Annotated in this window: 42 protein-coding genes and 2 pseudogenes; all 44 read right to left on the bottom strand. The window is 33.9% G+C overall.

The genetic code is table 11. The features are described from left to right. Positions 1-157: 157 nt before the first annotated feature. A complete protein-coding gene (locus PWK10_RS14435) occupies positions 158-1,561 on the bottom strand; it encodes a DUF4153 domain-containing protein (protein ID WP_342455808.1) in 1,404 nt (467 codons plus the stop codon). After that, a complete protein-coding gene (locus tag PWK10_RS14440; RefSeq protein ID WP_274766522.1) occupies positions 1,509-1,853 on the bottom strand; it encodes a hypothetical protein in 345 nt (114 codons plus the stop codon). The genes PWK10_RS14435 and PWK10_RS14440 overlap by 53 nt, the downstream gene beginning before the upstream one ends. Before the next feature lie 260 nt (positions 1,854-2,113). Beyond that, on the bottom strand, positions 2,114-2,452 hold the full coding sequence (locus PWK10_RS14445) for a hypothetical protein (RefSeq protein ID WP_274766523.1): 339 nt from the start codon (positions 2,450-2,452) through the stop codon (positions 2,114-2,116). Beyond that, a complete protein-coding gene (locus tag PWK10_RS14450; protein WP_274768385.1) occupies positions 2,443-2,619 on the bottom strand; it encodes a hypothetical protein in 177 nt (58 codons plus the stop codon). The genes PWK10_RS14445 and PWK10_RS14450 overlap by 10 nt, the downstream gene beginning before the upstream one ends. Continuing rightward, complete coding sequence (locus PWK10_RS14455; protein WP_274766524.1) at positions 2,595-3,044, bottom strand: hypothetical protein; 450 nt, start codon at positions 3,042-3,044, stop codon at positions 2,595-2,597. The genes PWK10_RS14450 and PWK10_RS14455 overlap by 25 nt, the downstream gene beginning before the upstream one ends. A gap of 10 nt (positions 3,045-3,054) precedes the next feature. Further along, entirely contained in the window at positions 3,055-3,573 is a 519-nt protein-coding gene (locus PWK10_RS14460; protein ID WP_274766525.1) for a glycosyltransferase, read from the bottom strand. A 47-nt stretch (positions 3,574-3,620) separates the two neighbouring features. Next, on the bottom strand, positions 3,621-4,109 hold the full coding sequence (locus PWK10_RS14465; protein ID WP_274768303.1) for a hypothetical protein: 489 nt from the start codon (positions 4,107-4,109) through the stop codon (positions 3,621-3,623). An 8-nt stretch (positions 4,110-4,117) separates the two neighbouring features. Continuing rightward, a complete protein-coding gene (locus tag PWK10_RS14470; protein WP_274766526.1) occupies positions 4,118-4,498 on the bottom strand; it encodes a hypothetical protein in 381 nt (126 codons plus the stop codon). A 154-nt stretch (positions 4,499-4,652) separates the two neighbouring features. Continuing rightward, entirely contained in the window at positions 4,653-5,063 is a 411-nt protein-coding gene (locus PWK10_RS14475; protein ID WP_342455809.1) for a carbohydrate kinase family protein, read from the bottom strand. After that, positions 5,009-5,242 (bottom strand): hypothetical protein, encoded by a 234-nt coding sequence (locus PWK10_RS14480; protein ID WP_274766527.1) that lies wholly within the window; start codon positions 5,240-5,242, stop codon positions 5,009-5,011. Before PWK10_RS14480 ends, PWK10_RS14475 begins: the two co-directional genes overlap by 55 nt. Positions 5,243-5,288: 46 nt before the next feature. Beyond that, a complete protein-coding gene (locus tag PWK10_RS14485; protein WP_274766528.1) occupies positions 5,289-5,474 on the bottom strand; it encodes a hypothetical protein in 186 nt (61 codons plus the stop codon). 55 nt (positions 5,475-5,529) lie between these two features. Beyond that, positions 5,530-5,751 (bottom strand): substrate-binding domain-containing protein, encoded by a 222-nt coding sequence (locus PWK10_RS14490; protein WP_274766529.1) that lies wholly within the window; start codon positions 5,749-5,751, stop codon positions 5,530-5,532. Next, positions 5,736-6,521 (bottom strand): LacI family DNA-binding transcriptional regulator, encoded by a 786-nt coding sequence (locus tag PWK10_RS14495; protein WP_274766530.1) that lies wholly within the window; start codon positions 6,519-6,521, stop codon positions 5,736-5,738. The genes PWK10_RS14490 and PWK10_RS14495 overlap by 16 nt, the downstream gene beginning before the upstream one ends. A 111-nt stretch (positions 6,522-6,632) precedes the next feature. Further along, the gene (locus PWK10_RS14500) at positions 6,633-7,277 is read right to left on the bottom strand and encodes an SDR family NAD(P)-dependent oxidoreductase (protein WP_008908685.1); all 645 of its coding nucleotides are present in this window, start codon (positions 7,275-7,277) and stop codon (positions 6,633-6,635) included. A 208-nt stretch (positions 7,278-7,485) separates the two neighbouring features. Continuing rightward, complete coding sequence (locus tag PWK10_RS14505; protein WP_274766531.1) at positions 7,486-7,704, bottom strand: DUF192 domain-containing protein; 219 nt, start codon at positions 7,702-7,704, stop codon at positions 7,486-7,488. 45 nt (positions 7,705-7,749) lie between these two features. Further along, entirely contained in the window at positions 7,750-8,556 is an 807-nt protein-coding gene (locus tag PWK10_RS14510) for a type II secretion system F family protein (RefSeq protein WP_274766532.1), read from the bottom strand. A gap of 151 nt (positions 8,557-8,707) precedes the next feature. Continuing rightward, on the bottom strand, positions 8,708-8,938 hold the full coding sequence (locus PWK10_RS20080) for a type II secretion system F family protein (RefSeq protein ID WP_446715385.1): 231 nt from the start codon (positions 8,936-8,938) through the stop codon (positions 8,708-8,710). A gap of 4 nt (positions 8,939-8,942) precedes the next feature. Continuing rightward, complete coding sequence (locus tag PWK10_RS14515; protein WP_274766533.1) at positions 8,943-9,314, bottom strand: type II secretion system F family protein; 372 nt, start codon at positions 9,312-9,314, stop codon at positions 8,943-8,945. Between the two features lie 250 nt (positions 9,315-9,564). Further along, complete coding sequence (locus tag PWK10_RS14520) at positions 9,565-10,824, bottom strand: CpaF family protein (RefSeq protein WP_342455545.1); 1,260 nt, start codon at positions 10,822-10,824, stop codon at positions 9,565-9,567. A gap of 294 nt (positions 10,825-11,118) precedes the next feature. Then, positions 11,119-11,241, bottom strand: a complete 123-nt coding sequence (locus tag PWK10_RS14525; protein WP_274766534.1) for a hypothetical protein — start codon at positions 11,239-11,241, stop codon at positions 11,119-11,121. A gap of 91 nt (positions 11,242-11,332) precedes the next feature. Next, complete coding sequence (locus PWK10_RS14530; RefSeq protein ID WP_274766535.1) at positions 11,333-11,569, bottom strand: hypothetical protein; 237 nt, start codon at positions 11,567-11,569, stop codon at positions 11,333-11,335. A 40-nt stretch (positions 11,570-11,609) separates the two neighbouring features. Then, complete coding sequence (locus PWK10_RS14535; protein WP_274766536.1) at positions 11,610-11,954, bottom strand: response regulator; 345 nt, start codon at positions 11,952-11,954, stop codon at positions 11,610-11,612. A gap of 200 nt (positions 11,955-12,154) precedes the next feature. Continuing rightward, on the bottom strand, positions 12,155-12,319 hold the full coding sequence (locus PWK10_RS14540; RefSeq protein ID WP_274766537.1) for a hypothetical protein: 165 nt from the start codon (positions 12,317-12,319) through the stop codon (positions 12,155-12,157). 5 nt (positions 12,320-12,324) lie between these two features. Continuing rightward, complete coding sequence (cpaB, locus tag PWK10_RS14545; RefSeq protein ID WP_274766538.1) at positions 12,325-12,759, bottom strand: Flp pilus assembly protein CpaB; 435 nt, start codon at positions 12,757-12,759, stop codon at positions 12,325-12,327. Positions 12,760-12,767: 8 nt separating this feature from the next. Beyond that, complete coding sequence (locus PWK10_RS14550) at positions 12,768-12,929, bottom strand: hypothetical protein (protein WP_274766539.1); 162 nt, start codon at positions 12,927-12,929, stop codon at positions 12,768-12,770. A gap of 103 nt (positions 12,930-13,032) precedes the next feature. Then, positions 13,033-13,386 carry a hypothetical protein gene (locus PWK10_RS14555; protein WP_274766540.1) on the bottom strand — a complete coding sequence of 118 codons (354 nt, stop codon included), beginning with the start codon at positions 13,384-13,386 and terminating at the stop codon, positions 13,033-13,035. Positions 13,387-13,459: 73 nt separating this feature from the next. Continuing rightward, positions 13,460-13,819, bottom strand: a complete 360-nt coding sequence (locus PWK10_RS14560) for a Tad domain-containing protein (protein WP_274766541.1) — start codon at positions 13,817-13,819, stop codon at positions 13,460-13,462. A gap of 9 nt (positions 13,820-13,828) precedes the next feature. Beyond that, on the bottom strand, positions 13,829-14,182 hold the full coding sequence (locus PWK10_RS14565) for a TadE/TadG family type IV pilus assembly protein (RefSeq protein ID WP_274766542.1): 354 nt from the start codon (positions 14,180-14,182) through the stop codon (positions 13,829-13,831). Positions 14,183-14,277: 95 nt separating this feature from the next. Beyond that, positions 14,278-14,466: a Flp family type IVb pilin gene (locus PWK10_RS14570; protein WP_274766543.1), complete on the bottom strand. Its 189-nt coding sequence runs from the start codon at positions 14,464-14,466 to the stop codon at positions 14,278-14,280. Between the two features lie 106 nt (positions 14,467-14,572). Beyond that, positions 14,573-14,833, bottom strand: coding sequence for a response regulator transcription factor (locus tag PWK10_RS14575; protein WP_274766544.1), 261 nt, complete (start codon positions 14,831-14,833; stop codon positions 14,573-14,575). Between the two features lie 104 nt (positions 14,834-14,937). Then, positions 14,938-15,228: a response regulator gene (locus tag PWK10_RS14580; RefSeq protein WP_274766545.1), complete on the bottom strand. Its 291-nt coding sequence runs from the start codon at positions 15,226-15,228 to the stop codon at positions 14,938-14,940. A 111-nt stretch (positions 15,229-15,339) separates the two neighbouring features. Further along, entirely contained in the window at positions 15,340-16,086 is a 747-nt protein-coding gene (locus tag PWK10_RS14585; protein WP_274766546.1) for a sensor histidine kinase, read from the bottom strand. 31 nt (positions 16,087-16,117) lie between these two features. Further along, positions 16,118-16,384 carry a hypothetical protein gene (locus PWK10_RS14590; protein WP_274766547.1) on the bottom strand — a complete coding sequence of 89 codons (267 nt, stop codon included), beginning with the start codon at positions 16,382-16,384 and terminating at the stop codon, positions 16,118-16,120. Positions 16,385-16,534: 150 nt separating this feature from the next. Then, positions 16,535-17,620 (bottom strand): annotated as a pseudogene (locus tag PWK10_RS14595) (methyl-accepting chemotaxis protein); the annotation flags it as partial. After that, positions 17,593-17,871, bottom strand: coding sequence for a hypothetical protein (locus PWK10_RS14600; protein WP_274766549.1), 279 nt, complete (start codon positions 17,869-17,871; stop codon positions 17,593-17,595). The pseudogene PWK10_RS14595 and the gene PWK10_RS14600, both read right to left, overlap by 28 nt. Beyond that, positions 17,859-18,497 carry a cache domain-containing protein gene (locus PWK10_RS14605; RefSeq protein WP_274766550.1) on the bottom strand — a complete coding sequence of 213 codons (639 nt, stop codon included), beginning with the start codon at positions 18,495-18,497 and terminating at the stop codon, positions 17,859-17,861. The genes PWK10_RS14600 and PWK10_RS14605 overlap by 13 nt, the downstream gene beginning before the upstream one ends. Before the next feature lie 138 nt (positions 18,498-18,635). After that, positions 18,636-19,637, bottom strand: a complete 1,002-nt coding sequence (locus tag PWK10_RS14610) for a putative bifunctional diguanylate cyclase/phosphodiesterase (protein ID WP_274766551.1) — start codon at positions 19,635-19,637, stop codon at positions 18,636-18,638. 2 nt (positions 19,638-19,639) lie between these two features. Beyond that, a complete protein-coding gene (locus PWK10_RS14615) occupies positions 19,640-21,490 on the bottom strand; it encodes a diguanylate cyclase domain-containing protein (RefSeq protein WP_274766552.1) in 1,851 nt (616 codons plus the stop codon). Positions 21,491-21,650: 160 nt separating this feature from the next. Beyond that, positions 21,651-22,748: a methyl-accepting chemotaxis protein gene (locus tag PWK10_RS14620; RefSeq protein WP_274766553.1), complete on the bottom strand. Its 1,098-nt coding sequence runs from the start codon at positions 22,746-22,748 to the stop codon at positions 21,651-21,653. Positions 22,749-22,853: 105 nt separating this feature from the next. Beyond that, positions 22,854-22,940: pseudogene (locus PWK10_RS18955) on the bottom strand (cache domain-containing protein); the annotation flags it as partial. Beyond that, positions 22,934-23,305, bottom strand: coding sequence for a cache domain-containing protein (locus PWK10_RS14630; protein ID WP_274766554.1), 372 nt, complete (start codon positions 23,303-23,305; stop codon positions 22,934-22,936). The gene PWK10_RS14630 and the pseudogene PWK10_RS18955, both read right to left, overlap by 7 nt. Next, the gene (locus PWK10_RS14635; RefSeq protein WP_274766555.1) at positions 23,280-23,402 is read right to left on the bottom strand and encodes a hypothetical protein; all 123 of its coding nucleotides are present in this window, start codon (positions 23,400-23,402) and stop codon (positions 23,280-23,282) included. Before PWK10_RS14635 ends, PWK10_RS14630 begins: the two co-directional genes overlap by 26 nt. A 120-nt stretch (positions 23,403-23,522) precedes the next feature. Next, on the bottom strand, positions 23,523-24,242 hold the full coding sequence (locus PWK10_RS14640) for an ABC transporter permease subunit (RefSeq protein WP_274766556.1): 720 nt from the start codon (positions 24,240-24,242) through the stop codon (positions 23,523-23,525). 26 nt (positions 24,243-24,268) lie between these two features. Continuing rightward, positions 24,269-24,697, bottom strand: coding sequence for an ABC transporter permease subunit (locus PWK10_RS14645; protein ID WP_274766557.1), 429 nt, complete (start codon positions 24,695-24,697; stop codon positions 24,269-24,271).

The raw sequence follows: 24,697 nt of genomic DNA on the forward strand, positions 1-24,697 counted from the left end.
AAATTTATAAAAGTAATGAACCGTCTAATAAAAATACCCAAAAGTATAAAAATACTTTTGGGTATTACCATTTTTATGCAATGTCAAAAAGTCAAAATGTCAAGAGGCAGGCACTCATTTTATTAACACGTAGAATTCATAGCCCTTTCCTGTTACTTCACTTGTTTTCTTTTTCAATAAAGTCCCTTTGGACAGTTATACTGTTAAAAATGATTTTAACCTTTACCTTTGGAGTTACATCAGTAAAAGTAAGGTCTTCTGTTCCTAACATTATCAATTCTTGCCCACTGTCTTTATATTTAATAACAAGCTTCTTTACAAATTCATCTAAATCCTTTGAATATATTTCTTCATTCCCATTAAATATTTTTAATACAGAGCTGTTATAATCGTATTTTGCATAAATTCCCTTTGCTTCAGTGTTTTCATACATATATCTCATATCAAACAAATAATCATATCCAGATATATTTAAAGATCTTTCATCAGCTTTTCTTTGGAAGTTAAAATACATAACCGGCTGAAATACTTTAGGTGTATACTCAAAACCAAAAACCTTTTTCATATCAGAAATTTGAAATCCCTTTGGAAGGTATTTTACATCATCAAGGCTATGGTATCTTTCAAAGTAACTTAGTATGCTGCTTATATTTTCTTTATCCTTATGATTTACATAGGATTTGGGAACTATTTTACCATCCTTTAAAAGCTCATTTCTTATTAAAATGTTTTCAAGCCTTTTGTTTTGGCTGAACTTAGATATTGAAAAGCTACTCAATGGTCCAAAGTTTGAAATTAATATGAATATCGAAAGGGATACAGGTAAAATTATATTTAAAAGGCTCTTTGTAAAGGCAAAGTAGAGCATTATCAAAAATACCCAAATTCCCGCAATGACTACATAGTATCTATTTTCAGTAACCCCATATTGCTGAATTCTTATGCCTATTGATATAAACATCATAACAAGTATAGGCAAGATGGCCTTTGGAGTTATCATTAAAAATATCTTAGCCCACTTATTATCCTCATGAATTGGAGTTATAAAGAATAAAACTGCTGCGACTATAAGGGAATACCAAAGAACAAGATGGGATACAATCCCCTGTGGAAAGGTTCTTGTTAGTATTATTTTTACAAAATAGATGTAAAGTATCGCTGTATAAACTGATAAAAGGGGCATTACTATATAAAGTATCAATATCTTCAAAAGTTTAGTAAAATTCTCCTTGGTAAATTCCTCAAAATACTGAGGAATATTTGCAAGAAAGTAGGTTACTGCAAACACAAAAACAACTAAAATAAAAGAATAAAGATACATCTGCTCCTTTATTCGGACTTCAAGGAGTCTGTCTATTGTAAAAAGTATTGCAGAAATTCCAAAGAATAAAACTAAAGAATATAAAACCGTTGTAAAAAGGATGATAAAACCTTTATAACATACATCTCGAAATTTTTTCTCTTTGGGAAATATGGGATGAATAAGAATATTAGATAAAATATAAGATTTAGGGCAAAAATCTTGACATTGTAACCATTTTAAAATCTTTGATAGTAAAATAGTATATTACCATGAATATTAAATCTAATGCGTAGTAAAATATTTCCCTTGATTTATTTTGTTCCCTTTCCGTCCACAATTTAATGAATAGGGATATTGCCATTCCTAGTGCTAAAGTCATAGCAAGCTTTTTTAAATTGTTGGTATTTACGCCTAAATTTCTAGATTCGATCTCAATCATTGCAATTAAAAGGGCTGCAATCATTGTAGATAGGGCTATTGTAATTGGGAATCTGTTGATGGCTCTGTAAATTGAATTGATGATTCCTTTAAAAACTTTAGATATGCCCATAAAAATTCTCCTTTACTTTTTATTTTATTATACCATAATTTAAACTAATATTTAATAAGCTAAATAGTATATTGTAAGTTTGGGATGAAACATTAAAATGTGTGTATTAGCTATTTAAAAAGGCAAAATAAAAAAATAATCTTCCCTTTTTCCAAATCAGGTTTTGACGATGAATTAATAAATTTAGCTTCATTAGATGAAAAAATTAAGCTTATAAGTTTAGAGGATTTATTTATATAACCCCTTGGTTTTCCAAGGGGTTAGTCTTCTCCTCTTAAAACACGTGCAGCCCTTTCTGGGGAAACAACATTTGTGTAAAAGCCTGTTGCAAGTTCAAATCCTGCGTGAATGGAAATCCTTGGGCATATCCTTATTTGATAGTGGTGATATTCAACTTCATCCTTTATAAATTCAAAGAACATGTTGTATGCAACATCCCCAACATTTTCTATTAAGCTTTTTATAGCAAAGTGTAATACCCTACTTAAGGCTTTAATATCCGATTCATTTAAACTTAATAAGCTGCTTCTATGTCTTATAGGCACTACCGCCATTTCATACGGAAAAATAGAAGCATAGGGGCAGAAAATCAAAAACATTCATCCAAATAAACTATTCTTTCTTTGTTTATAATCTCATCCTTTATCTTAGAACAAGTTAAACACTCTCCATGTTTCTCATAAAACTGCTTTTCCTTTTCAATTAATCCTTTAATTCTGTCGGGCATCCTGTTTATAGCAATTATTTGGGAATGGGGATGCTCCAAAGACGCCCCGATTCTTTTTTATAGTTTTTAAAAACTTGAACATACTTAACTCCTTCCTTTTGATACAATATCCTACTAACCTCAATAAAAGCTTTAACTACCTTTTCAAAATCATCAACTTCCATTTCATGAATATTTTTGCTGTGATCCCTTCCTTCTATCACAACATAATGATATCCCGTAACTTCCCCTTCATTATTTAATATAGGAAATTTATTTTCAACTACTCTTACATTCCATGGGTCATCAATTCTTAAAACTTCAGGAGGCGTCATTTCTTCATTGCCTACACAGAAAGGGCAACTTTCCTTGTAGGATACCCTTTCAACCACCTCATAAGATTTATAGTCCTTTGGCCTTTTTGACCTGTTTTCTACGACTATAATCTGTTCCCGTGTTACATCATTAAGCCTTAGCTGTGCCATTTTAACCTCCCTATAACATATTTTTTATTTTCTCTTTTAATGTATGATCCTCTGAGCCAGTTAAAAAGGCTTTATAGATTTTTTCCCTTTTAATTAATGCCAACTCTAAAACCTCTAAATACCCCTTTGCCGTTGCCTCCCAGGTATATTTTTCCTCAACCCGCTTTATTCCAAGCTCTCTATACAATTCAAAATTATCAAGGGCTAAATTAAGTCCTCTTGCTATATCCTCAGCATCCTCAGGATCAACCAAAACCCCATATTTTCCTCCCTCTACAGTTTCAAAGGTTCCTCCGTTTTTAGTCACAACAACAGGAAGTCCTGCATACATAGCCTCAATGGGAGCAAGTCCAAAGGGTTCATAAAGGGCAGTTAAACAAAATATTGATTTTCTTTTGCTAAACACCCTATAGGCTGATGCCAGCTGCCTCTGGCCATTTATTGGAAACATACTAACCTTTCCGTAAAGATCATGTTCTTTAATTATTGTCATAATCTCATCCATTATTTCTCTTTCTTCATAATTCAAGCTTGAATAATCCTTAAAGGGATTCTCAACTCCCCTTAAGATTATAACTAAGTTTGCCTTTTCCTGTAGTTTTTATCCTTTGCAAAGGCTAAAACTGCGCCTTTATGATTTTTCTTTTTATCAAATCGCGAGGACAATACTATGCATGGCAGGTTTAGTCTATCATCATTTAAGTCCCTATTTAAATATTTTAAAATACAATTTTCCGTATCCTCATCAAAAATTTGTGGAATATGTGTAAAAGTTTTCGTATTTACCCCCGGTGGAATAACCTTAAATTTACTATCATCCTTAACATCAACTGCACCCTCATATAGCCTATGGCTATATTGGTCAAATCTTTCCTGGGTCGTTGATACTACGTTTACAAAGGACCTATTCATTGCGATTCTTTCTGCAAAAATCCTCTTTGAAAAATTATATTTTTTGTCAAATTCATCGAAGTTTTCTTTATTAACACCAAGCTTGTCCATTTTTTGGGCCCCCAAGGAATGGGCTGTAAAGGTAAAGGGAACATCTAATATATTTGAAAGTATTGCCGATGCTAAACCTCCATCCCCATAATGAGCTGTAAGTGCATCAGGCTTTGTCCCTTCTTTTTATAAAAATCCACTGTCCCCTTTACAAATTCCTTTCCAAGATATGGCCAAAGCCTTTCCTTAGGTAAAAACTTATCTCCTCCAAAGGGGATTCTTATTATCCTTACATTTTGGCTTCCATGATAGGACTCTACGTCCTCTGAAAACTCAGGCCAGTTTTCATCTATTATTCTTCTTGTAATTATATCAACATCGATTCCCATCTCTCCAAGGGCAAGGGCAACCTCCTTAACATAAACAAGCTGTCCTCCAAAGTCTGGATGTTCCGTTAAATGGCTGTCGTTATTATCAAAATTACCTTGTGGGTTTATAAAGGCAACTCTCATGGCAAACCTCCTTATGGTAAAATATAGAAATGTCAAAAAGTCAAAATGTCAAGTGGCAGGCACTCTAATATTGCACCTACATTTTTTAATTTTATGGCACTAAGTTTAAGGCCTGATTTTACTGCATCTAAAATAGTAAATCCCTTTATAATTCCTACAAAAATCCCGACCAGAAGGCATCTCCTGCCCCTGTAGTATCTACAACTTCTGTTGCAAGGGAAGGAAGTTTTATATATTCTTTTCCATTTGATACTAAAACGCCATCCCTTCCTAGGGTTAGCATAACAAGCTTCACACCAAAGTTTAGGAAATTTTTTATATGATTTTCTTCTGTGTCAACTCCAAATATCCTTTCAGCATCATCTAAAGATGGCTTAACAATGTCAACATGCTTTAATATTTCCTTTACATATTTCCTGCCTTCCACTTCATCATCAAAAAGATTTGGATGATAGTTGGGGTCAAAGGATATTAAGACTTCATTTTCCTTTGCTGTTTTAATAAGGCTCTCTACAACATCCCTTGACGGCCTTTTAGATATGGGCCAACAGGAAAAATGAAGTATTTTACTTTTTTAACTGCATCCTCCAGCTCTTTTGTTAATTCAATATGATAATCCGCCCCTCTATAAAATATAGGCCTTGGCGTTCCTTTGCTTTTGGTTACTATAACCATGCTCGTAGGATAGGAAGCTTTATTTATAAATCTAGTATCGATTCCATGTTGATTAAGCTTCGATATCAAAAATCCCCAAAACCATCCTCTCCAACTGATGATGCAACTATTGAATTTAATCCAAGTTTTTGGTGTTTATTGCTATATTTGAAGGTGAACCCCCAAAATGTCTTGTATACGTATCGCACTCAAAATTATCGCTATAATCCTTTGATATCATATCGACAAGAAGTTCCCCTACTGCGATTAAATCATAGTGCCTATCTTGTTTTAGTTGGATTTTTTGATTTATTGTAGCCATATTACACCTCCGTGAAAAGCTTTTCTCAAGTTCAAAAATAAAATAGGTATAAAACCTATTTTGTGCTCCTTCTTATAATCAATTGATATGGCAAAAGTATGTTTTTATCAATGGGTTTATTATCCGTTGTATCAATAAATGCCTTTACGCACATCTTCCCTGCCTCGTAAAAGTCTATTTTTATAGTGCTTAAAGAGGGGTTATAAATCTCAGAAATTATATTATCATCAAATCCCATAACCTGAACTTCGTCTGGAATATTTATCCCTTTATCCACAAGATACTTAATTGCACCAAGGGCCATAAAGTCATTGGCTGCCAATACTCCATCGATTTTTTTCTTTCTAAAATGCTTTTCATAGCCTTATATCCGCTTTTTATTGAAAAATCGCCCTCTTCTAAAACTATATCCTTAGGGTTTATTCCCTCTTCAACAATTGCCTTTAAAAAACCGCTATATCTATCATATCCTGCAGACCTATCCCACAAGGGGCCCATTATCATGGAAAGGTTCTTGGCACCCTTTGATATCAGATATTTTGTAGCTTCATAAGCTGCCCTCTCGTTATCTACGTTAACACAAGTTAATTTAGGATGTTCAAACCACTGACCAAATACTATAAAGGGAATGTCAGCCTTTTCAAGTTCCTCCCTATGCTTTTCAGTAAAGATAGTTCCTGAAAAGATTATTCCATCCACCCTTTTTTCTTTAAAAAGTTGAAAATAGGATATCTCACTATCAGTATCGTTTTCAGAGGTTGTAAGCAAAACGCTAAGGCCATTTGACTTTGCTTCATTTTCAATCCCTTTTACAAACTCAGCAAAGTTTATATTTGAAAGGTCTGGAACTATAACGCCTATTACATTTGTTTTATTCATCAAAAGCCCTCTTGCTAAGGCATTGGGCTTATATCCCGTCTCCTCTAAAACCTTTAAAACCCTTTGTTTGTTTTCCTCTGCAACATTTCCTGTTCCGTTTATAACCCTTGATACTGTTGCCGGAGAAACTCCAGCCAATTTTGCTATGTCCTTTATGTTCAATCCCATTTTTACCTCCCCATAGGCGTCTATGTGTCCTCGTGAAAAGCTTTTCTCAATTTAAAATTATCATAAGTTTTTATATCTTGTCAATATATTTTTAAAATTTTCAAAAATATTTTATATTACTATTTCACATCTTCCATCGTCTAGTTCTTTAATTTTAAGGGCAACTTCCCTTGGGGATTTAAACCTTGACTTATCCTTTACATGGTCTGTATTATTCCAAAATGGCGTATCCATACCTCCCATATATACAGCTACAACCTTTATCCTACCTTCTAATTCCTTTAATAGGCTCTCGGAAAAGCCTCTTATTGCAAACTTGCTGGCACAATAAACTGATTCATTAACCTTGCCCCTTAATCCTGCTGTTGAAATAATGTTCATTATTTTTTCCTTTATCATGGGCATAAGGACCTTTGTTACATAAATTGTTCCCTTTACATTTGTGTCAATAACAGTATCTATATCTTTATATTCCATATCTTCAATTGGGCCAAATATACCAACACCAGCATTGTTTATAAGGATATCCACAAAGTTGTGGATATGTTTTATTTTTTCTTTTAAGTTTTCCACCGACTGTGGATTGGTGATATCGCAGGAAATGCAATTAATGCTTTTAGCACCTTCTATCTCCCTTTTTGTTTCTTCAAGCTTTTCTAAACTTCTTCCAATAAGAATCAAATCGTTTCCTTCGGCATATACCTTTGCAAGCTCCCTTCCCAATCCTGAACCTGCACCTGTTATTACAATTATCATAAAGATCCCCCTTGAAATTAATTTAGCTTAACGTTATTATTAATAGTTTATTTCTAAATTATAAGGCCTGTCAAGGTAGCTTTCATAGTTAAAACAAGCATCATTTTTATTGGTAAAATGTAGAAATGTCAAAAAGTCAAAATGTCAAGTGGCAGGCACTTCTAATACATATTTTACACCCTTCATTGGGGGAGTATCTTCCATGGAGTTAGGTTTTTATCTTTTTAATGACATTCATATTTTCATCTAAAAGGTATACGTCAATGTTAAAAAACATAAAAAAGGTATGGATGCTGTTACAGGGTTTAAAAAGTATCGCCTCATGATGGGGCCTTTTTCTAAACATATAACCTGTTAATCTTTTAAAGAATGTATCGGCAATATAAGCCTCAATAACTTTACCTTCTATATAAACCTTTTCCTTCATAACATCACCTTGTAAACATTTCTATCGCCTTTATTATTGCAGGGCCTAAAAGTATGATAAATATGGTTGGAAAGATAAAAAAACTAAGGGGAAAAGCATCTTTATCGGAACCTTCATGGCCTTTTCCTTTGCCACTTGTTTTCTTCTCTCCCTTAAATTTTGGCTCTCTATCCTTAAAACCTTTCCAAGGCTAACTCCAAGTTCATCCGCCTGAATTAGAGATGTTACAAACATAGAAAGCTCCCTTACTTCATTTCTGTCGCTCATATTTTTAAGGGCAATTTTCCTTGGAATTCCCATCCTAATCTCCTTTAACGTCTTTGCAAACTCATCGCTAAGATCCCCCTTTATGATGGTTATAACCCTTGCGATGGCACCATCGAAGGATAATCCCGCCTCAACGCTTACGGTAATTAGGTCTAAAATATAAGGAAGATCCTTTAATATCCTTTTTCTCCTCCCTTGAATTTTTGAGGATAAATTAACATTAAAGATTACATTAGTTAAAATTGCTGTCAAAAGGGAAATAAAGATTGATTTAATCCTGCTATCTTGAATAGATGAAAATAACATATATGAAAGCAAAAATATGATCAAAACCGATGTATATTTTACAAACATCCACCTTTCGGGGGTAAAATCCTTAGGATATCCTGCCCTTTCAAGCTTTTTGGCTATTGTAACAAGCTTATAGGATGGAGTTAATTTACTTAGGAGCCTATTTATCATGTCATATATAGGCTTTATAACCCTTTGGCTAAAAGTTAAAAGCTCTTTATCTTCTACAATTTTACCCTCTAAATCCTGTAGCCTTTTTTGAATAATTATTTTATCCTGATATGAGTAATACAAAACCGAATATATAAGTGTAAAGCAGGATATGAAAAACAATAAAATTAAAAAAACATATCACCATCCCCCTAAAGGTCTATGTTTATTATTTTTCGTATTATAAAAAGTCCAATAATCTGGCTTATTACCCCAAACATAACCATAGCTATTCCTATCTTTGTAGTAAAAGGAGCATTATATACTCCCTATTAAAGGAATAAATTATCATTGCAAGAAATATAGGCATGAGGGATATTATAAGCCCTGTAAGTTTGCCCTGGGCAGTTAAGGCATTTAGTTCGCTTTTTAATTTTTGCCTTTCCCTTATGGTTTCTGCTATGTTATCAAGTATTTCGGATAAATTCCTCCAACATCCTTTTGTATTAAAAGGGCATTGATGAATAGTTTTAAATCCTCCGAATCAACCCTGTTTTGAAGATCCAAAAGGCTTCTTCTTCGGTTTTCCCAAGGCTTATCTCCTTTAAAAGCCTATTAAATTCCTTTGAAATAGGCTCCATCATCTCGTCCTTTACAACTGCAATGGACTGCATGAGGGAATACCCTGCCTTTAGGGAGTTTGAAATCAAAGTTATCGCCTCTACAAGCTGAAGGTCAAACTCCTTTATCCTGTCCTTTTTCTTTTTAAGTATTATGATATCTGGAATATAAAATGCAATAACCATTAAAAAGGAGGAAATTAAAAGATCCCTTGATATTGCATATATAAATAAAGTAACAAGGGCTGTTATTAATATTTTTATTACATAAACCTCCTCCAAGGTTAAAGGAATATCGGATTTTATAATATTTTCTTCAAGTTGAGTCCTTTTTCCCTTTTTCTTTGGAATAAATCTTGCAAGAAATTTGATAAGGCTCTCTTTTTTATTTCCTCATCCTTTATTTGTTTTTGATTATCCTCCATTTCCTTTAACCTTTCAATGGGTTTTTCCTTGCCTTGGAAAACTAAAAATATAGCCAATATTAAAAAGAATACTGAAAAAATATAAGAATTATCATACTCCCACCCCATCATGAAAATATATCCGGTGGAACAGCAATGCCCTTTTCCTTTAATTTCTGCATAAACTTTGGAATAACTCCTGTAAATACAAAATCTCCCTTTACCTTTCCTTTGCTGTCAACACCCCTTTGTTCAAACCTGAATATATCCTGAAGGACTATTACATCGCCCTCCATACCCTGCACTTCTGTAATGTGGGTTATCTTTCTACTTCCATCTAATAGCCTTGCCTGCTGAATGATAAGGTCTATTGCTGAAGCTATCTGATCCCTTATAGCCTTAACAGGAAGGTTCATCCCCGACATCAAAACCATAGTCTCAAGCCTTGAGAGCATATCCCTTGGGGAATTGGCATGACCTGTTGTCAATGAACCATCATGCCCTGTGTTCATGGCCTGAAGCATATCAAGGGCCTCACCGGAGCGGACCTCACCGACAACAATTCTATCCGGCCTCATTCTAAGGCTGTTTTTGACAAGATCCCTTATTGTAACCTCCCCTTTCCCCTCAAGGTTTGCCGGCCTTGTTTCAAGCCTTACAACATGATCCTGTGAAAGTTGAAGTTCTGCTGCATCCTCTATGGTTATTATTCTTTCATCGTTTGGAATGAAGGAGGATAAAACGTTTAAGGTTGTAGTTTTTCCACTTCCCGTTCCACCGGAAACTATTATATTAAGCCTTCCCTGAACACAGCACTTTAAAAACTCCGCCATCTTGGCATTTAGCGTTCCAAAACTAATTAGGTCTTCAATTGTAAAGGGATCCTCGGAAAATTTTCTTATGGTAATTGAAGGGCCATCTATCGCAAGGGGAGGAATTATCGCATTAACTCTTGAACCATTAGGAAGTCTTGCATCCACCATTGGCGATGATTCATCTATTCTTCTTCCTAAGGGGGACACTATCTTTTTTATAACATGCATAACATGATCATCGTTTTTAAACTTCGCATCGGTAAGAAGGAGCTTACCATTCCTTTCAACATAAATTTTATTAGGGCCGTTAACCATTATCTCGCTAATATTTGGATCCTTTAAAAAGGATGTTATTGGTCCAAATCCTATTATCTCATCTAAAAGCTCCTCCTTTATCTTTTTCCTTTGGGCATTCGTTAAATTTAATGATTCCTCTTCAATATTTTTATCGATTATAGAGATTATCTTTTCTTTTAGTTTTTCGTTTTCATCAGAAATCTCATTAAAATCTATATCCAGCTCCTCAATCACTTTATTTTGAATCTTTGTTTTTAGCTCTATATAAGGGTCCATCTCCCTTTCTTTTTTGTCTGCTTTTTATCGCTAATTCCCTCAAGTCTTTTTACAAGGCTCATAGTCACACCCCCAGTCCACTAAATCTCAATGGACTTTGTTATATCCTCAAGGGATTTTAATATTTTGGATTTTTTATATTTTGGATTTGCTGCTATGGGTTGTCCTTTATTTATAGAGATAATAACCGCCTCCTCATCGTCTTCTACAACTTTAAAAAGTTTTCCTTAAAGGTCTCTTCAATATCCCTTAAGCTTACACCATATTTAGTGTTAAATCTGTTTATTATAAGCTTTACTTTTTGCTATCGTATCCTAAGGATTTCATAACATTAAGCCCTATCTTTGCGTTTTTTAATGAAGCAATATCCATGTTTGATATAAAGAATATATAATCTGCGCTATCTAATACAAACAATGTATTATCTGAAAAATTAACTCCTGTGTCTATAATTAAAGGTCATAGTGTTTCTTTAAAACATCTAAAATCCTTTCTATGCTTTCTTTGCCTATAAATTCTGCCTCCTCCGGGTTTTTGGTGCAAACAAAACATCCAAGTTTTCATTAAAGGAATATAAATATTGTTTTATGCTGCTAAAGGATTCTAAATCATCGTTTATAGCATCCATTATCGTCTTATAATTTAATCCATTAATTAAAACAGCAATATCCCCAAATTGAAGATCTAAATCCAAAAGAAGGACTTTTTTCCCTTGACTAAAAAGGACTGCAAGGTTGGTTGCCAACGTGGTTTTCCCAACTCCCCCTTGGTGCTGAAGAGGGTAATTATCTTTGCGTTTTTTCTTTTTCTATCATCTTATTTAAGTCTTTGTATCTTTCATAGGTCGCCTTTATGGTTTCTATTAACTGCTCGTAGTTAAAGGGCTTTATAATATATTCCTTTGCACCATAGAACATAGCCTTTCTTAGATATTCACTCTCTCCCTGAACCGACATTATTATAACTATTATATTGGGATATTCCCTTGTGATCCTTTCGGTAGCCTCAAGCCCATTAATTATAGGCATATTGATATCCATTAGGATGACATCGGGTTTTACCTTTGGAATAAGTTTTAAAACTTCCTCTCCATTCTGTGCCTCCCCAACAACTAAAAATCCATCCTCCATATCTAATATCTTTTTATAACTTCCCTTGTCTCCTTTATGTCATCGGCAATTAAAATCCTAATCATCCTATCACTCCTTTACAGGAAGCAAAACCTTTATCTTCATTCCAGGTTCAATTAAATTTTCGTTTTTTATTCCATTGACCTGCTTTAAAAGGATATAATTATCCGGAGTTCCATAGAATTTTCTGCTGATATTCCTTAATGTATCTCCCTTTTAACGGTATAAATAATCGTCTTATAGATTATGCTGCTTGTGCTGTTTAAAAGATTATCCTCAACGGCTCCCTTTGAATTTATCCTATCCTCACTATTAATAGGTCTTAGGGCAAGCTCTATAATTCCAACGCCTTCTGCAAGGACCAATTTTTCTACATCATCATTTGGAATAGATAATGTAACAAAAAGCTCTGGGGAACCTTTCCATCGTCCTTTGTCTTAGTTTCATCTTGGGTGTTTCTGTCAATTGCCAAAACCTCAACATCCTGAATTATAGTTTTTGCAATGCTGGGCCTTGTTTTATCGTTATCCATCTTTTCCTTTAAAAATACTAAAACATCCACCCTATCCCCAGGCTTTAAAAGGTAACTAACACCGGTATCCCCTGTAACGCTTACAGAAACTGCCCTATGGTTTTTAGGAAGCTTAAAACTTAGGCTTGAACTGTCTTTGTCTATAAGCTTATCCCATATAAAGGGTTCATTTTTATAAATAGTGACCTTTGCAAAGCGGCCTATTAAGCCTTTCTTATCCCTTACATAATTTGAAAAGGCATCAGAATATTCCACTTCTACTTCCTTTATCATCTTATCTTCTATTGGATTTCCCTTGAAATGTTTTCAGCTGCAACTAAAATTTTTATCTTTTTAACCTTTTCCTTATCCTTTGGGGAGTTTATATAGTAATAAATTCCTATTGTTGACATTAAGGATATGATAAAGGAGATTAAAATAAGCCTTTTAATGGATCCTTTCATAACAACACCTCTATCTTATAAGTTTTGCAGCATAAAGGCCTGTATCTTCTAAAGTAAAATCTATCTCCCGCTTCTTACGTATCTTATAAACCTTCCAGTAACTTCAGCCTTTCCACTTCTTTTTCAACATCCTCAACAAAAACTCAGCAAACCCAACAACCAAAACCTTTTTTCTTCCGTCTACCTCTAAAGTGTTAACTAAAGGCAGTGTCCATAGCCTTCTTGAATCCCTTTTGAAATTTTGAAAGGTATAGGGGTCCGCATTGATATAATTTCTTATATCATCAACGACCCCAGCCATGTTACCGGGTTCTGTATCTATAAGGTCCCCTACGCTAATTTTCCCGTTATATCCATATAGAGCATTTATTCTAAAGACGTTGGCACCAAATCCTCCGAGGGCAACAACGCCATAGTTTCCATGGTATCCGTCTCCTGCATCCTCCTTTAATGTCACCCTATCCCCGTAGGAAAAATCATAGGCTACAACCGCAAAGGGCCTTAAGCCCCCTTTACGCTCTTTACAGGTCCTATGGCAGCCCTTGTTTTTGCATAAACCTTTGTTCCTTTAAGGCCGATTGCCTTTGCAAAAAGTATTCAACATCTAAATCGCCTTCTATCTCTACTTGTTTGTTATTATCGCTTATACTTATAGTAGTTCTACTTGGATCAATTCCGTTTTTCTCTAAGTATTCATAGGCAATTATACTTGCCTTTGAAGGATTTTCCGGAAGTTCAAGGCAGGCCGAGAGGGCAGCAGCATCTAGGGCATTTGAAAGCTTAACCTTATTTATATAAACATTTCCTATATCTAGAGCAAGGGCGGTAAAGCCTAATAAAGCAGTAAAGGCAACTACCAAGATAATCGCTGCATTTCCCTTTCTTTTCATTCCCATCACCTACTCTACCCTCATAGATGTTTTTGCCCTGAGTCTTATGCTGTCCCCTAAAAGATTGCTTATTACAGGCATTAAAATATCATAATCATACTCAACCTGGACGGTTAAAGTATCCCCTGGCTTTCTTGATCCTTCATTAGGATGTATACTTACATTGATCCTATTGATATCAAGGTTAGAAGCAGCAGTATAAACGGAATCTAAGATATCTTCATCCGTCCCGCCAACTATCCCTATTCTTGCCCCTTCCCTTGAAGCAGATTGAATAACTATATATGAATTCATCAAAATTCCAAATTCTATGATTCCAAAAATTATTAAAACCAAAATAGGAAGTATAATTGCAAATTCCACAAGGGACTGTCCCCTTTTTTCATCCCCATCACCACTTTTAAAAGCCTATGGATAAAGAAAGTAGATATGCCTTTGCATATCTACTTTCTTTAGAGTTATTGGCCGCCACCAAGCTCTCCTGCAATTTGGTTGAATATATTTCTTATATTTCCGCCAAGTAGCGTTAGTGCAACTATAACAACCACAGCAACCAATGCGATTATGAGCCCGTATTCTACCATGCCTTGTCCTTTTTGCTTCTTAAAATTTAAACTCATCATAAAACCTAAAAGGTTTCTTAGCATATATATAACCCCTTTTAATTTTTTCTGCTGTCCTTCCCCTTTTCTTAATATTATTGTATTCTGTCAAAAAAATGAAATAGAAACAAAAGGCACAAAAATAGGGACTTTAGTCCCTAAAATATTCCTCTATATGATTTTCTATAGCAATTATAGCAGCCTGAACCCTGTCCCTTACGTCAAGCTTTGAAAATATATTTGTGGTATAGTTTTTAACTGTTTTTTCAGAAAGAAAAAGCCTTTCACCTATCTCCTTATTAGATAAACCTTGGGATATAAGATAAAGTATCTCCCTTTCCCTTTTGGTAAGGGAATCTAAAATATTAGTTCTCTTCCCTTTTGATTTGATGTCCTCAAAAAGAATTGACATTAAGGATTTGTCTATAAAGTTTTCTCCGAAATAAACCCTTCTTATGGCTTCTACTATTTCGCATCCGGCAGAATCCTTTAAAATATACCCATCGGCTCCGATCTCTATTGCCTTTTTATTATGGTATTTTGATTTTCGACGGTAAGAAGTATAACCTTTAAAGCGTTAAAATCCCTCTTTACAACCTTTAAAACATCAATTCCATTTATTATGGGCATATTAATGTCTAAAAGTAAAACATCCACAGCCTTTGATTTTAAAATATCCAAAACCTCCCTGCCATCCCTTGCTTCCCCAACAACCTCTAGGTCCTCTTCAAAGCTTATAATCCTTTCAAGTCCCCTTCTTATAAGTTCATGATCATCGGCAATTAATACCTTAATTTTCTCCCTCATCCTTCAACACCTTCCTGTTTACAGGGAGCTTTATTTTAAACGTTGTCCCTATTCCCCTTTTGGACTCTATATGAATATCCCCCTGAAGTTGTTTAACCCTTTCCATTATTCCTAAAAGACCAAAGGATTCTCCTCGTTTTTTACCTCATCTAAGGTTTTTTCAACATCAAAGCCTATTCCATCATCATTAACTACAAGCATTAGATATTTTAAACCATAATCTAATTTTATCTCTACGTTTTTAGCCTTTGAATGTTTTTTAACATTGTTTAAAATTTCCTGGACTATTCTAAATACTGCAACCTGAATTATTGGCTCAATCTCGTCCTTTACGGGTTTTAATTTTAAATTAATTTTTAAATCATGATCCTGGGTTATAGATTTTACAAGCTCATGAATGGTTTGATTTAATCCAAGGTCATCTAAGGACATGGGCCTTAAATCAAATATTATATCCCTAACCTCCTTAAGGGCCCTTTTCAGTATTTCCTTCAATTCAAAAAGCTCCTTTAATCCTTCATCTATATTTTTTTCAATTATCCTTTTGCAAAAGTCAACCCTCATTACTGCATTTGCAATATACTGGGCTGGGCCATCGTGGATATCCCTTGCTATTCTTTTTCTTTCATTTTCTTGTGCCTCTAAAATCTTTATTCCAAGGAGCATCTCCGATTCTACATTATCCATTCCAAGGGCAGGCAATATGTCTCCTTCTAAATATTTTAGAGCAACGTTAATTTGATGAATTACCCTCTCGGCATTTTTTATGTTTTCTGCCAATTTTTTTAGCTGTATCTCTAAGTGGTCCCTTTTTTCCCTTAACATTTTTTCTTCGTTTTTCTTTTCATTTAACTTCATTCTAACTTCATAGGCCTCATCATAGGCCTTTTTATATCCTCTTCAGTATACTTAAAAAATCCCTTGAAACCTCAGCAAGCCTTATTCTAAGCTTCTTATCTAGTTTTTCTAACCTGTCTACCTCATCTATAACATTTAATATCCTATTTTTAATGCTTGCTATTTCAAGCATAAGATTTTCCTCTTCTTTTCTTATCCCGTCTATTATATCAAATATCTGTTCCCTGCTTAAATTTATGTTTTCTATTATTTTATTTATAATATCGTTGATTTGTGCTATATCTAGCCTTTTAATCATAAAATCCCCCTATTGGGTAAAAACACAAAGCTTTTATTCATATCTTAAACAATTTCTTATATTTTATTATATTTCTAATTTAATAACATCTCAACCAAATTTATCCCAACTTAAAAGGGAAGCAATTTAGCTTCCCTTTTAAGTTTTATTTTATTCAACTTTATATACATCAACCATTTTAGATAAATCAGAAGCTAAGGAACTTAAATGCTCCGCTGTTGCTGCAACCTCCTGTGAGGATGCTGAAAGCTCCTCTGAAGATGCTGCAACCTCTTCAGCTGCTGCTGAGTTTTCTTCCGTTACTGCACTAACAGCTTCTACCTTTGATAGTATCTCATCCTTTGACTTCACTACTTCATCCATTCCTCTATGCACCATTTCCATTAGCGGAACTATTCCTTCTACAGATTCTAATATCTCTCCAAAGGCACCTACAGTGTTCTCTACTGCTTTGGTCTGAGATTTTATAAAATTTTCTACGCTGCTGGAGGTCTTTATTACTTCCTCCGTATCCTTTTGTATTGAGCTTACAAGCTCTGCTATTTCGCTGGTTGATTTTTTCGACTCCTCTGCAAGCTTTCTAACTTCATCCGCAACTACTGCAAAACCTCTTCCTGCCTCCCCTGCCCTTGCTGCCTCTATTGCAGCATTTAATGCTAATAAGTTAGTTTGTTCTGATATGGATGTTATTACACTTGTTATATTGCTTATTTCCTTTACAGAGCTTGTTAGATTGTTAACCTTTGCTACAACTAACTCAAAGGCATTTCTTATATCATCTATTGACTTTATTAATTTGTCCATCTCTTCTTTTCCTACACTTGCTTTATTACTTGTATTTCCAGCCTCATCCTTTACCTTCTGTAACTGTTGGTAGGCTCCTTCTATGCTATTAGTAAGGTTAATCATAAGGCTTACTATTTCCTGTAAATCATTTGCCTGGGAGGAGGAACCTTCTGCTATCTGCTGCATCGTCTTTGCAACTTCCTGTGAACTTGAGGCCATCTCCTCAGATGTAGCTGATAAGTTTTCCGATTGTCCCAATACCTCCTCAACGCTAACCTTTATCTTCTTTATCATTTCCCTTTGGGCCTTTATCATATTTTTAAAGCTTTCCTGTATCCTTCCTACTTCATCGCTGCTTGTAACCTCAACATCTATTGCCATATCACCCTTCTCTGCCATTTTCATAAGGTGCATAATATTTATTAAAGGATTTGAGATTCTGTTGGCAAAGCTAAACCTAAAATAGCAGTTAATGCTGCCATTATAGCTAGTATTATTGCTGTTTGGGTAAGACTACTATTAAATTCCTTTGCATATTCACTTTGATTCATTGTCGCAATGGCAATCCAATTGGTGAGTTTTGACTGGGAAAATCCCATTATCTTATCTTCACCGTTAAAATTATATTTTAAATTACCATTTTTCATTTGAACAACCTTTTTACCAAAATCATACTTTTCAGCGATATTTACAAAGAGCATTTCCTTTTAGGATGGGCAATTACTACTCCGTTATCTAAAATCAAGGTTGTATATCCTGTTTCTCCAACCTTCGTCTTTAACATATTTTTTATTATAGTATCTATGCTTACATCCGCTGCAACAACAGCTGTTTTTCCATCGGAAAGCTTAAAGGCCTTTGCAACAGTTATAACCACGTCTTTACTTGCTGCATCCTCATAGGGATCAGTTATAACTGCCCTCCCAAAGGAATTTACGGCATCTTTATACCATGGTCTTGATGTAGGATCATATCCTTCTGGAAGCTGAATTTTAGGATATATAAGCATTTCCTTATCACTATTTCCTACATATAAAGCTATTACATTTTCATCAGATTGTTGAAGATTTTGAAGGATATTCAAGAGCTTTGCATTGTCCCTTCTATAAACATCAGGATTTTTAATAACGGAATCAATTTGACCTATAATTCTCTCAATAAAAGTATCAATATATGCAATCTTTTCATCAGAAATTTGTTTTGTTAAATTATTTACTTTGCTTTCTACCAATGCTTTACTTCTAAATAAAGTAATTGATGTCGTTATTATTGCTGGGATAACTGATATTAAAATAAAAATTGATATTAATTTTTGCCTTAACATCATCCTCTTAAAAAATTCATACTAATCATGCTCCCCTTTAATTTTAATATGATTAAAATATTTTTTAAATTTTATATTATATTTATCGACTCTTTATCCTGTGTCTTTAGCTTTTTGCGACAAAAAGGATAGGAAATATCCCTATCCTAAAAATTTATTTTCAATTTTTTCTGATGGAACAGGCTTGCTAAAGACATATCCTTGAATAAAGTCACATCCTATTTCTTTTAATAAATCCCTTTGAACCTTAGTTTCTATTCCCTCTGCCACTACTTTAAGATTCAGGCTCTTTACAAAGGAAATCAGGTTCTTTACTATTAAAGCATCATGAGTTAAAAATCTATCGCTAAGGCTTTTATCTAATTTTACTTTATCAACAGGAAGATAAGTCAAATAATTTATAGAAGAATATCCCGTCCCAAAGTCATCTAAAACTATTTTAACGCCTATATCCTTTAGCTGTCTTAATGTATTTATTACATCATCATGGTTTTCCAGCATTATATTTTCAGTTATTTCAAGTTCTATATAAAAAGGTTCAATATTAAATTCCTCAAGCATATCCTCTACCTTTTTGGGGAAGGATTTATCTTTAATTTGAGAAGGCGAAACATTTATTGCAATAGGCTTTAATTTGTATCCCTTTTCCTTCCACCCTTTAAGCTGCATCAATGACTCTTTAATAACCCATTCTCCAATTGGAACTATAAGGTTCGTATCCTCTGCAATGGGGATAAACTTAGCAGGGGATATGTTATGATTTCTTAATCTTAAAAGTGCTTCAAAGGAAACAACTTCATAGCTTTTAGCATCAATAATAGGTTGATAATATAAAACAAAACCATCGTTGTTTATAGAATCTCTCAATATCTCTTCAATCTCCATTCTTTCCTTAAGCCTATCAATCATTTCATTATTAAAAAATATATATTTATTTTTACCAGAACTTTTCGCCCCGTATAAAGCAAGATCTGCCTTCATTAATAAATCATCTAAACTTAGGCCGTCTATGGGATATAATGCAATACCAGAACTTGCTGTGATATTAACTTTTAGAACATCCTTTATTTTTTCTGCTAAATTATCTATAATATTTTTTACTTTACCTTCAATTTTTTCAGTATCCTTTTCATCCTTAATCAATATTATAAATTCATCCCCACCAAATCTAAAAAGTTTATATTTTCTTCCTTCATTTGGCTAAAAAATTCCGACACACTTTTAAGCAGTGCATCTCCAAAAACATGCCCTTTAGTATCGTTGATATTTTTAAAATTATCTAAATCCATTAATACAACTGCACCATGTCCGTCCTTTACAACTTCTTTAAAAGTCTTTTCAAGCATTCTTCTATTAGGAAGTCCTGTCAAGTGATCGTTGTAGGCAAGAAAAGTGATGGCCTCATCCTGTTCTTTAAGCCTTGTTATTTCAGTTAAAATACCATAAAGTTTTCTTGCTTTAATATCCTTAATACATCTTGCTGAAATCAAAAACCATCTTGTTCTTCCCTTTGAATCTTTCATTTTTATCTGTGAATATATCCCATCAGAATAGCCATGGATATATCTACGATAGGAATCTATTAGTCTTTGTTTATCCTCTTCCTCTAAAACTGTATCAAAAACTTTTGATAATTCATTCTCACCATACAAACTAATACCCATCATTTGAAGGAAACTTTCTGACAAATTAATTGTCCCTTTTTCCAAATCAATTTCCCAAACGGCACTATTGCTTCCTTCGATGGCTATTTCATACTTTTGTTGTAATTCTTGTAATCTTTCATTATAAGATTGGATTTCCTCGTATTGGGCCCTTAGCTCCTCCTCTGCTGCAGTAAGCTGCTCAACCGTTGCAGCCAGCTCCTCATTAGATACCAAAAGCTCCTCTTTATGTTCCTTTATATTATTTACATATCCATTTATCTTATCAAGCATCTCATTTATTACCCTTTTAAGATCAGCAAAATCATCATTTTCAAAAATTTCAACTCTATATTCTAAGTTTCCCTCTAAATCGATTTGACTAAGATCTTCAGACAAGACATCAATAGGCTTTAAAATCTTTTTATTTACTATAAGTAAAATAATCAAAGAAGTTAATAATGCCATGAGTAAAGAAATAGCAAAATATTTATATAGGGATATGACTAGGCTTTTTAGGGATAGTCCCATACTTAAAATGCCTGTAATTTTACCCTCTGAAAATACGGGCATTAGAATCTTAACTATGTTTATTTCCCCTTCTTTATCTATCATCTCGTTTACAACTGTTTTGCCATTTAATACTTCATCAAGATATGGTTTATCATTTATCTTCTCTTGCTGAAAATCACCAACATAAGAGACTACACTTAAATTTTTGTCATATAGCAAAATATAAAGGATATTATCGTCGTTAATATAATGGTTTAATAATATCTGGGGGCTAAAAATTCTTCTTTGTTCATATATTTCATTTGCAAGAATTCCAACCTGGATTATTGAACCATCTTTATTCTTAACATAGCCATATCTTAAATACCTATCGGAAGATACATCCTTTCTTATATCCTCCTCTACCCACTCAGAATAACTGCTTTTCATAAATCTTCTTATAGGATGATTCTCTGGCGCAATAAATCCAACATATTCATCAATGTTTGAAAATACTATTTTACCTTCCTTGTTAAATAGATTTAATTCAAATATCCCCAATTTATATGCGTATTCTTTTAACAGGGTATTGTTTATCTTGTTATCATTTAATAAAACCGCTCTTCCAGCCATTATAAGTTTATCTTCAAAGGCTCTATCAATCTTTCTCAATGAAGTTTCGTTATTTTCTATAGCAACAGCAACCTCTTTTGCAATATTAAGCCCAAACTCCTTGGTTTTATTCTTAATAATTTTACTTCCTGTTAAATAAGTAGAGAACATAGTTAAAAATATGGATATAATCACCACAATAAGTGGAATTATAGCTATATTAGTTAAGTTAATCTTCTTCTTTTTCATAATTCTCACCTTTATAACATAATTCGACATAAACCATCATCGTTTAAACTAATTTTACAATATTTAGATATAAAAGGCAATATAAAATCTAAATTATAGCAAATCCATTATTAAATATAAAAGGCAGATATTGATAATCTGCCTTAAGCACAATATCCTTTTAATTTAACCTAAATATTTCAACAGCATTAGCTAAATCAGTAGCAAGCTGATTTAAAGTATTGGCTGTTGCTGCAACCTCCTGTGAGGATGCTGAAAGTTCCTCTGAAGATGCTGCAACCTCTTCAGCTGCTGCTGTGTTTTCTTCCGTTACTGCGCTTACCGCCTCAACCTTTAAAAGAACTTTATCCTTGGAGCTTACCATCTCATCCATAGCATTATAGGTATTCTTCATAAGAGGTGCTATTCTTTCAATAGATTCCAGTATATCCCCAAAGGAGGCTACTGTTTTTTCAACTGCTGTTGCCTGGGATTTTATAAATCCATCCACATCCTTTGATGTAATTATTACATCATCCGTATCCTTTTCAATTGAATTTACGAGTTCAACTATTTCACTAGCAGACTTCTTCGACTCCTCTGCAAGCTTTCTAACCTCATCCGCAACTACTGCAAAACCTCTTCCTGCCTCCCCTGCCCTTGCCGCCTCTATTGCAGCATTTAATGCAAGTAAATTTGTTTGCTCTGCTATTGAGGTTATTACGTTAGTTATATTGCTTATCTCTTTAACTGAATTTGTAAGATTATTAACCTTTAATGTTACTATTTCAAACGCATTTTTAATATCCTCTATTGTCCTAATTAATTTATCCATCTCTGATTTACCAATATTTGCCCTATTAGATGTATTTAAAGTTTCATCTTTAACTGTTGTTAATTCCCTTAATGCATTTTCTATATTTTGTGTCAACTCTGTCATAAGCCCTACTATTTCCTGTAAATCATTTGCCTGGGAGGAAGAACCTTCTGCTATCTGCTGCATCGTCTTTGCAACTTCCTGTGAACTTGAGGCCATCTCCTCAGATGTAGCTGATAAGTTTTCCGATTGTCCCAATACCTCCTCAACGCTAACCTTTATCTTCTTTATCATTTCCCTTTGGGCCTTTAGCATTTTCCCGAAACTCTCTTGTATTTTTCCTATTTCATCATTGCTTTTAATTTCAAGTTCTATATTTAGATTACCCTCTGCAACCTCCTTCATGGATTCAGAAAGTTCCTTTAATGGATTAAGTTTTTTATTAAGAAACCACAATATCAAACTGGACCCTACTAAAAGGTTTATCAAAGAAAACAAAAGTATAATGTTTAAAACCTTTTGGGCCGGCCTATAAAAGTCTTCATCATAAACTCCAACATTTACATACCAATCCCATGGTTCAAAGTATGCTACTGCATTTGTTTTAGCTCGAATTATATCTTCTCCTGGATTTTTCCAATAATATTTTATAATACCATTATTTTTGGATGTTTACCCTCTTCTATAATTAATTTTACGATATTGTTTCCTTTAGGATCTACTATGTTAGATATATCATCTCCCTCCTTAAAAGGATGCATCATTTCTATTCCTTGACTATTTATAGCAAACATGTAAGCTCCTATATCTAATTCTAACTTTTCATTTTGTCCTCTTGTTTTACCATCACCCTTTTTAGGATTTAACATTTTAGATTTGAAAATTTCCTGAGCTTCCTCCCTAGTAAGTTTTCCTTCTTGAACTTGACTTTCTAATGCCTCCATAAATGTAATACCCATATTTATCTTGTTTTTCAATGCTCTGTTTCCAAGATCAGAAAGTGATTTTTGATATGCCATATGAAGCAATACCTAAAATTCCCATACTAAATACAATTACTGCTATGAACATTGCAACTAATTTTATTTTAATACTTGTTCCAGCCATTTTCTTCATTGTAAATTTAACCTCCTTAGCTTTTGTTGTCCTTAAATCCTCACTAAAATTATCGTTTGCTTAGCACAAAACTTTATAATAAAAGCGTCTGGAAAATCCAGACGCTTTAGGGGGATCTTGTTATCTACTCTTGTTGCGGGTTTTTACATCAAATATAACTGCTGCTGCAAGAACAGCACCTCTTATTATATACTGATAGGATATTCCAACTCCCATTAAGTTCATTCCGTTTATTAGAGACGCCATAACAAGGGCACCAACAATAGAACCTGTAACCTTTCCAACACCGCCTGCTGCTGAAACACCACCAACATAAGCAGCTGCTATTGCATCAAGCTCAAACAGCGTTCCTGCTGTTGTTGTTGCAGATTGAAGTCTTGCTGTGTAAAGTATTCCTGAAAGGGCTGATAAAAGGCCCATCGATCCAAAGACTATCAATGTAATCTTACTTACATCAATACCGCTAAGCTTTGCAGCCTCAGGGTTTCCACCAACTGCATATATATATCTTCCAAGGGAGTTTTCGTAGTTATTACATGATATATAGCAACAACGATAATAACTATAACAACCCGTCCAGGAAAGTCCATTATATCCCGATAAAATCCATGTAACATAAGCAATTATCGATGAAACAAGGACAAGTTTTAATATGAACATCTTAAAGGATATAACCTCAAAATTGTATTTAATCTTATTTTTTCTAACATTAAATTCGCTGTATATATAAAAGACTATCGCTAACGCACCAATTAGAAGGGTTAAAAGATGAATTCCTGGAATATGGGCAATATCAGGAATAAAGCCATTGCCAATGGCATTAAAACTTTTATTTGGCACTATAATCGTTCCTGTCTCTTCTGTAACTAAAAGAAGCGCCCCCTAAAGGCCAGCATTCCTGCAAGTGTTGCCACAAAGGCTGGGATTCCAACATAGGCAACCAAATAACCATTAAAAAGTCCAATTAAAGTTCCTAATACAAGAACTACTAAAATAGTTAAATATACAGGTGCCCCTGCCTTTGTTAAAAGTATAGCAGCAATTGCACCTAAAAATCCTGCAAGATATCCTACCGAAAGGTCGATATGCCTTATAACTATTATTAAAGTCATGCCAACCGCCAAAACAGCTATATAGCCTGTTTGATTTATTAGGTTGCTTATATTTCTTGATGATATAAAAAGCCCACCTGTTGTAGCAGTAAAAATCATCATTATAACTGCAAGGGCAACATACATTCCATAGTCACGTATATTTTGTTTTAAAAGATATTTAGCTTCATCCATAAACCTCAT

The organism is Caloramator sp. Dgby_cultured_2 (genome assembly GCF_028872215.1).
In the GTDB taxonomy this organism is placed as follows: domain Bacteria; phylum Bacillota; class Clostridia; order Clostridiales; family Caloramatoraceae; genus Caloramator; species Caloramator australicus.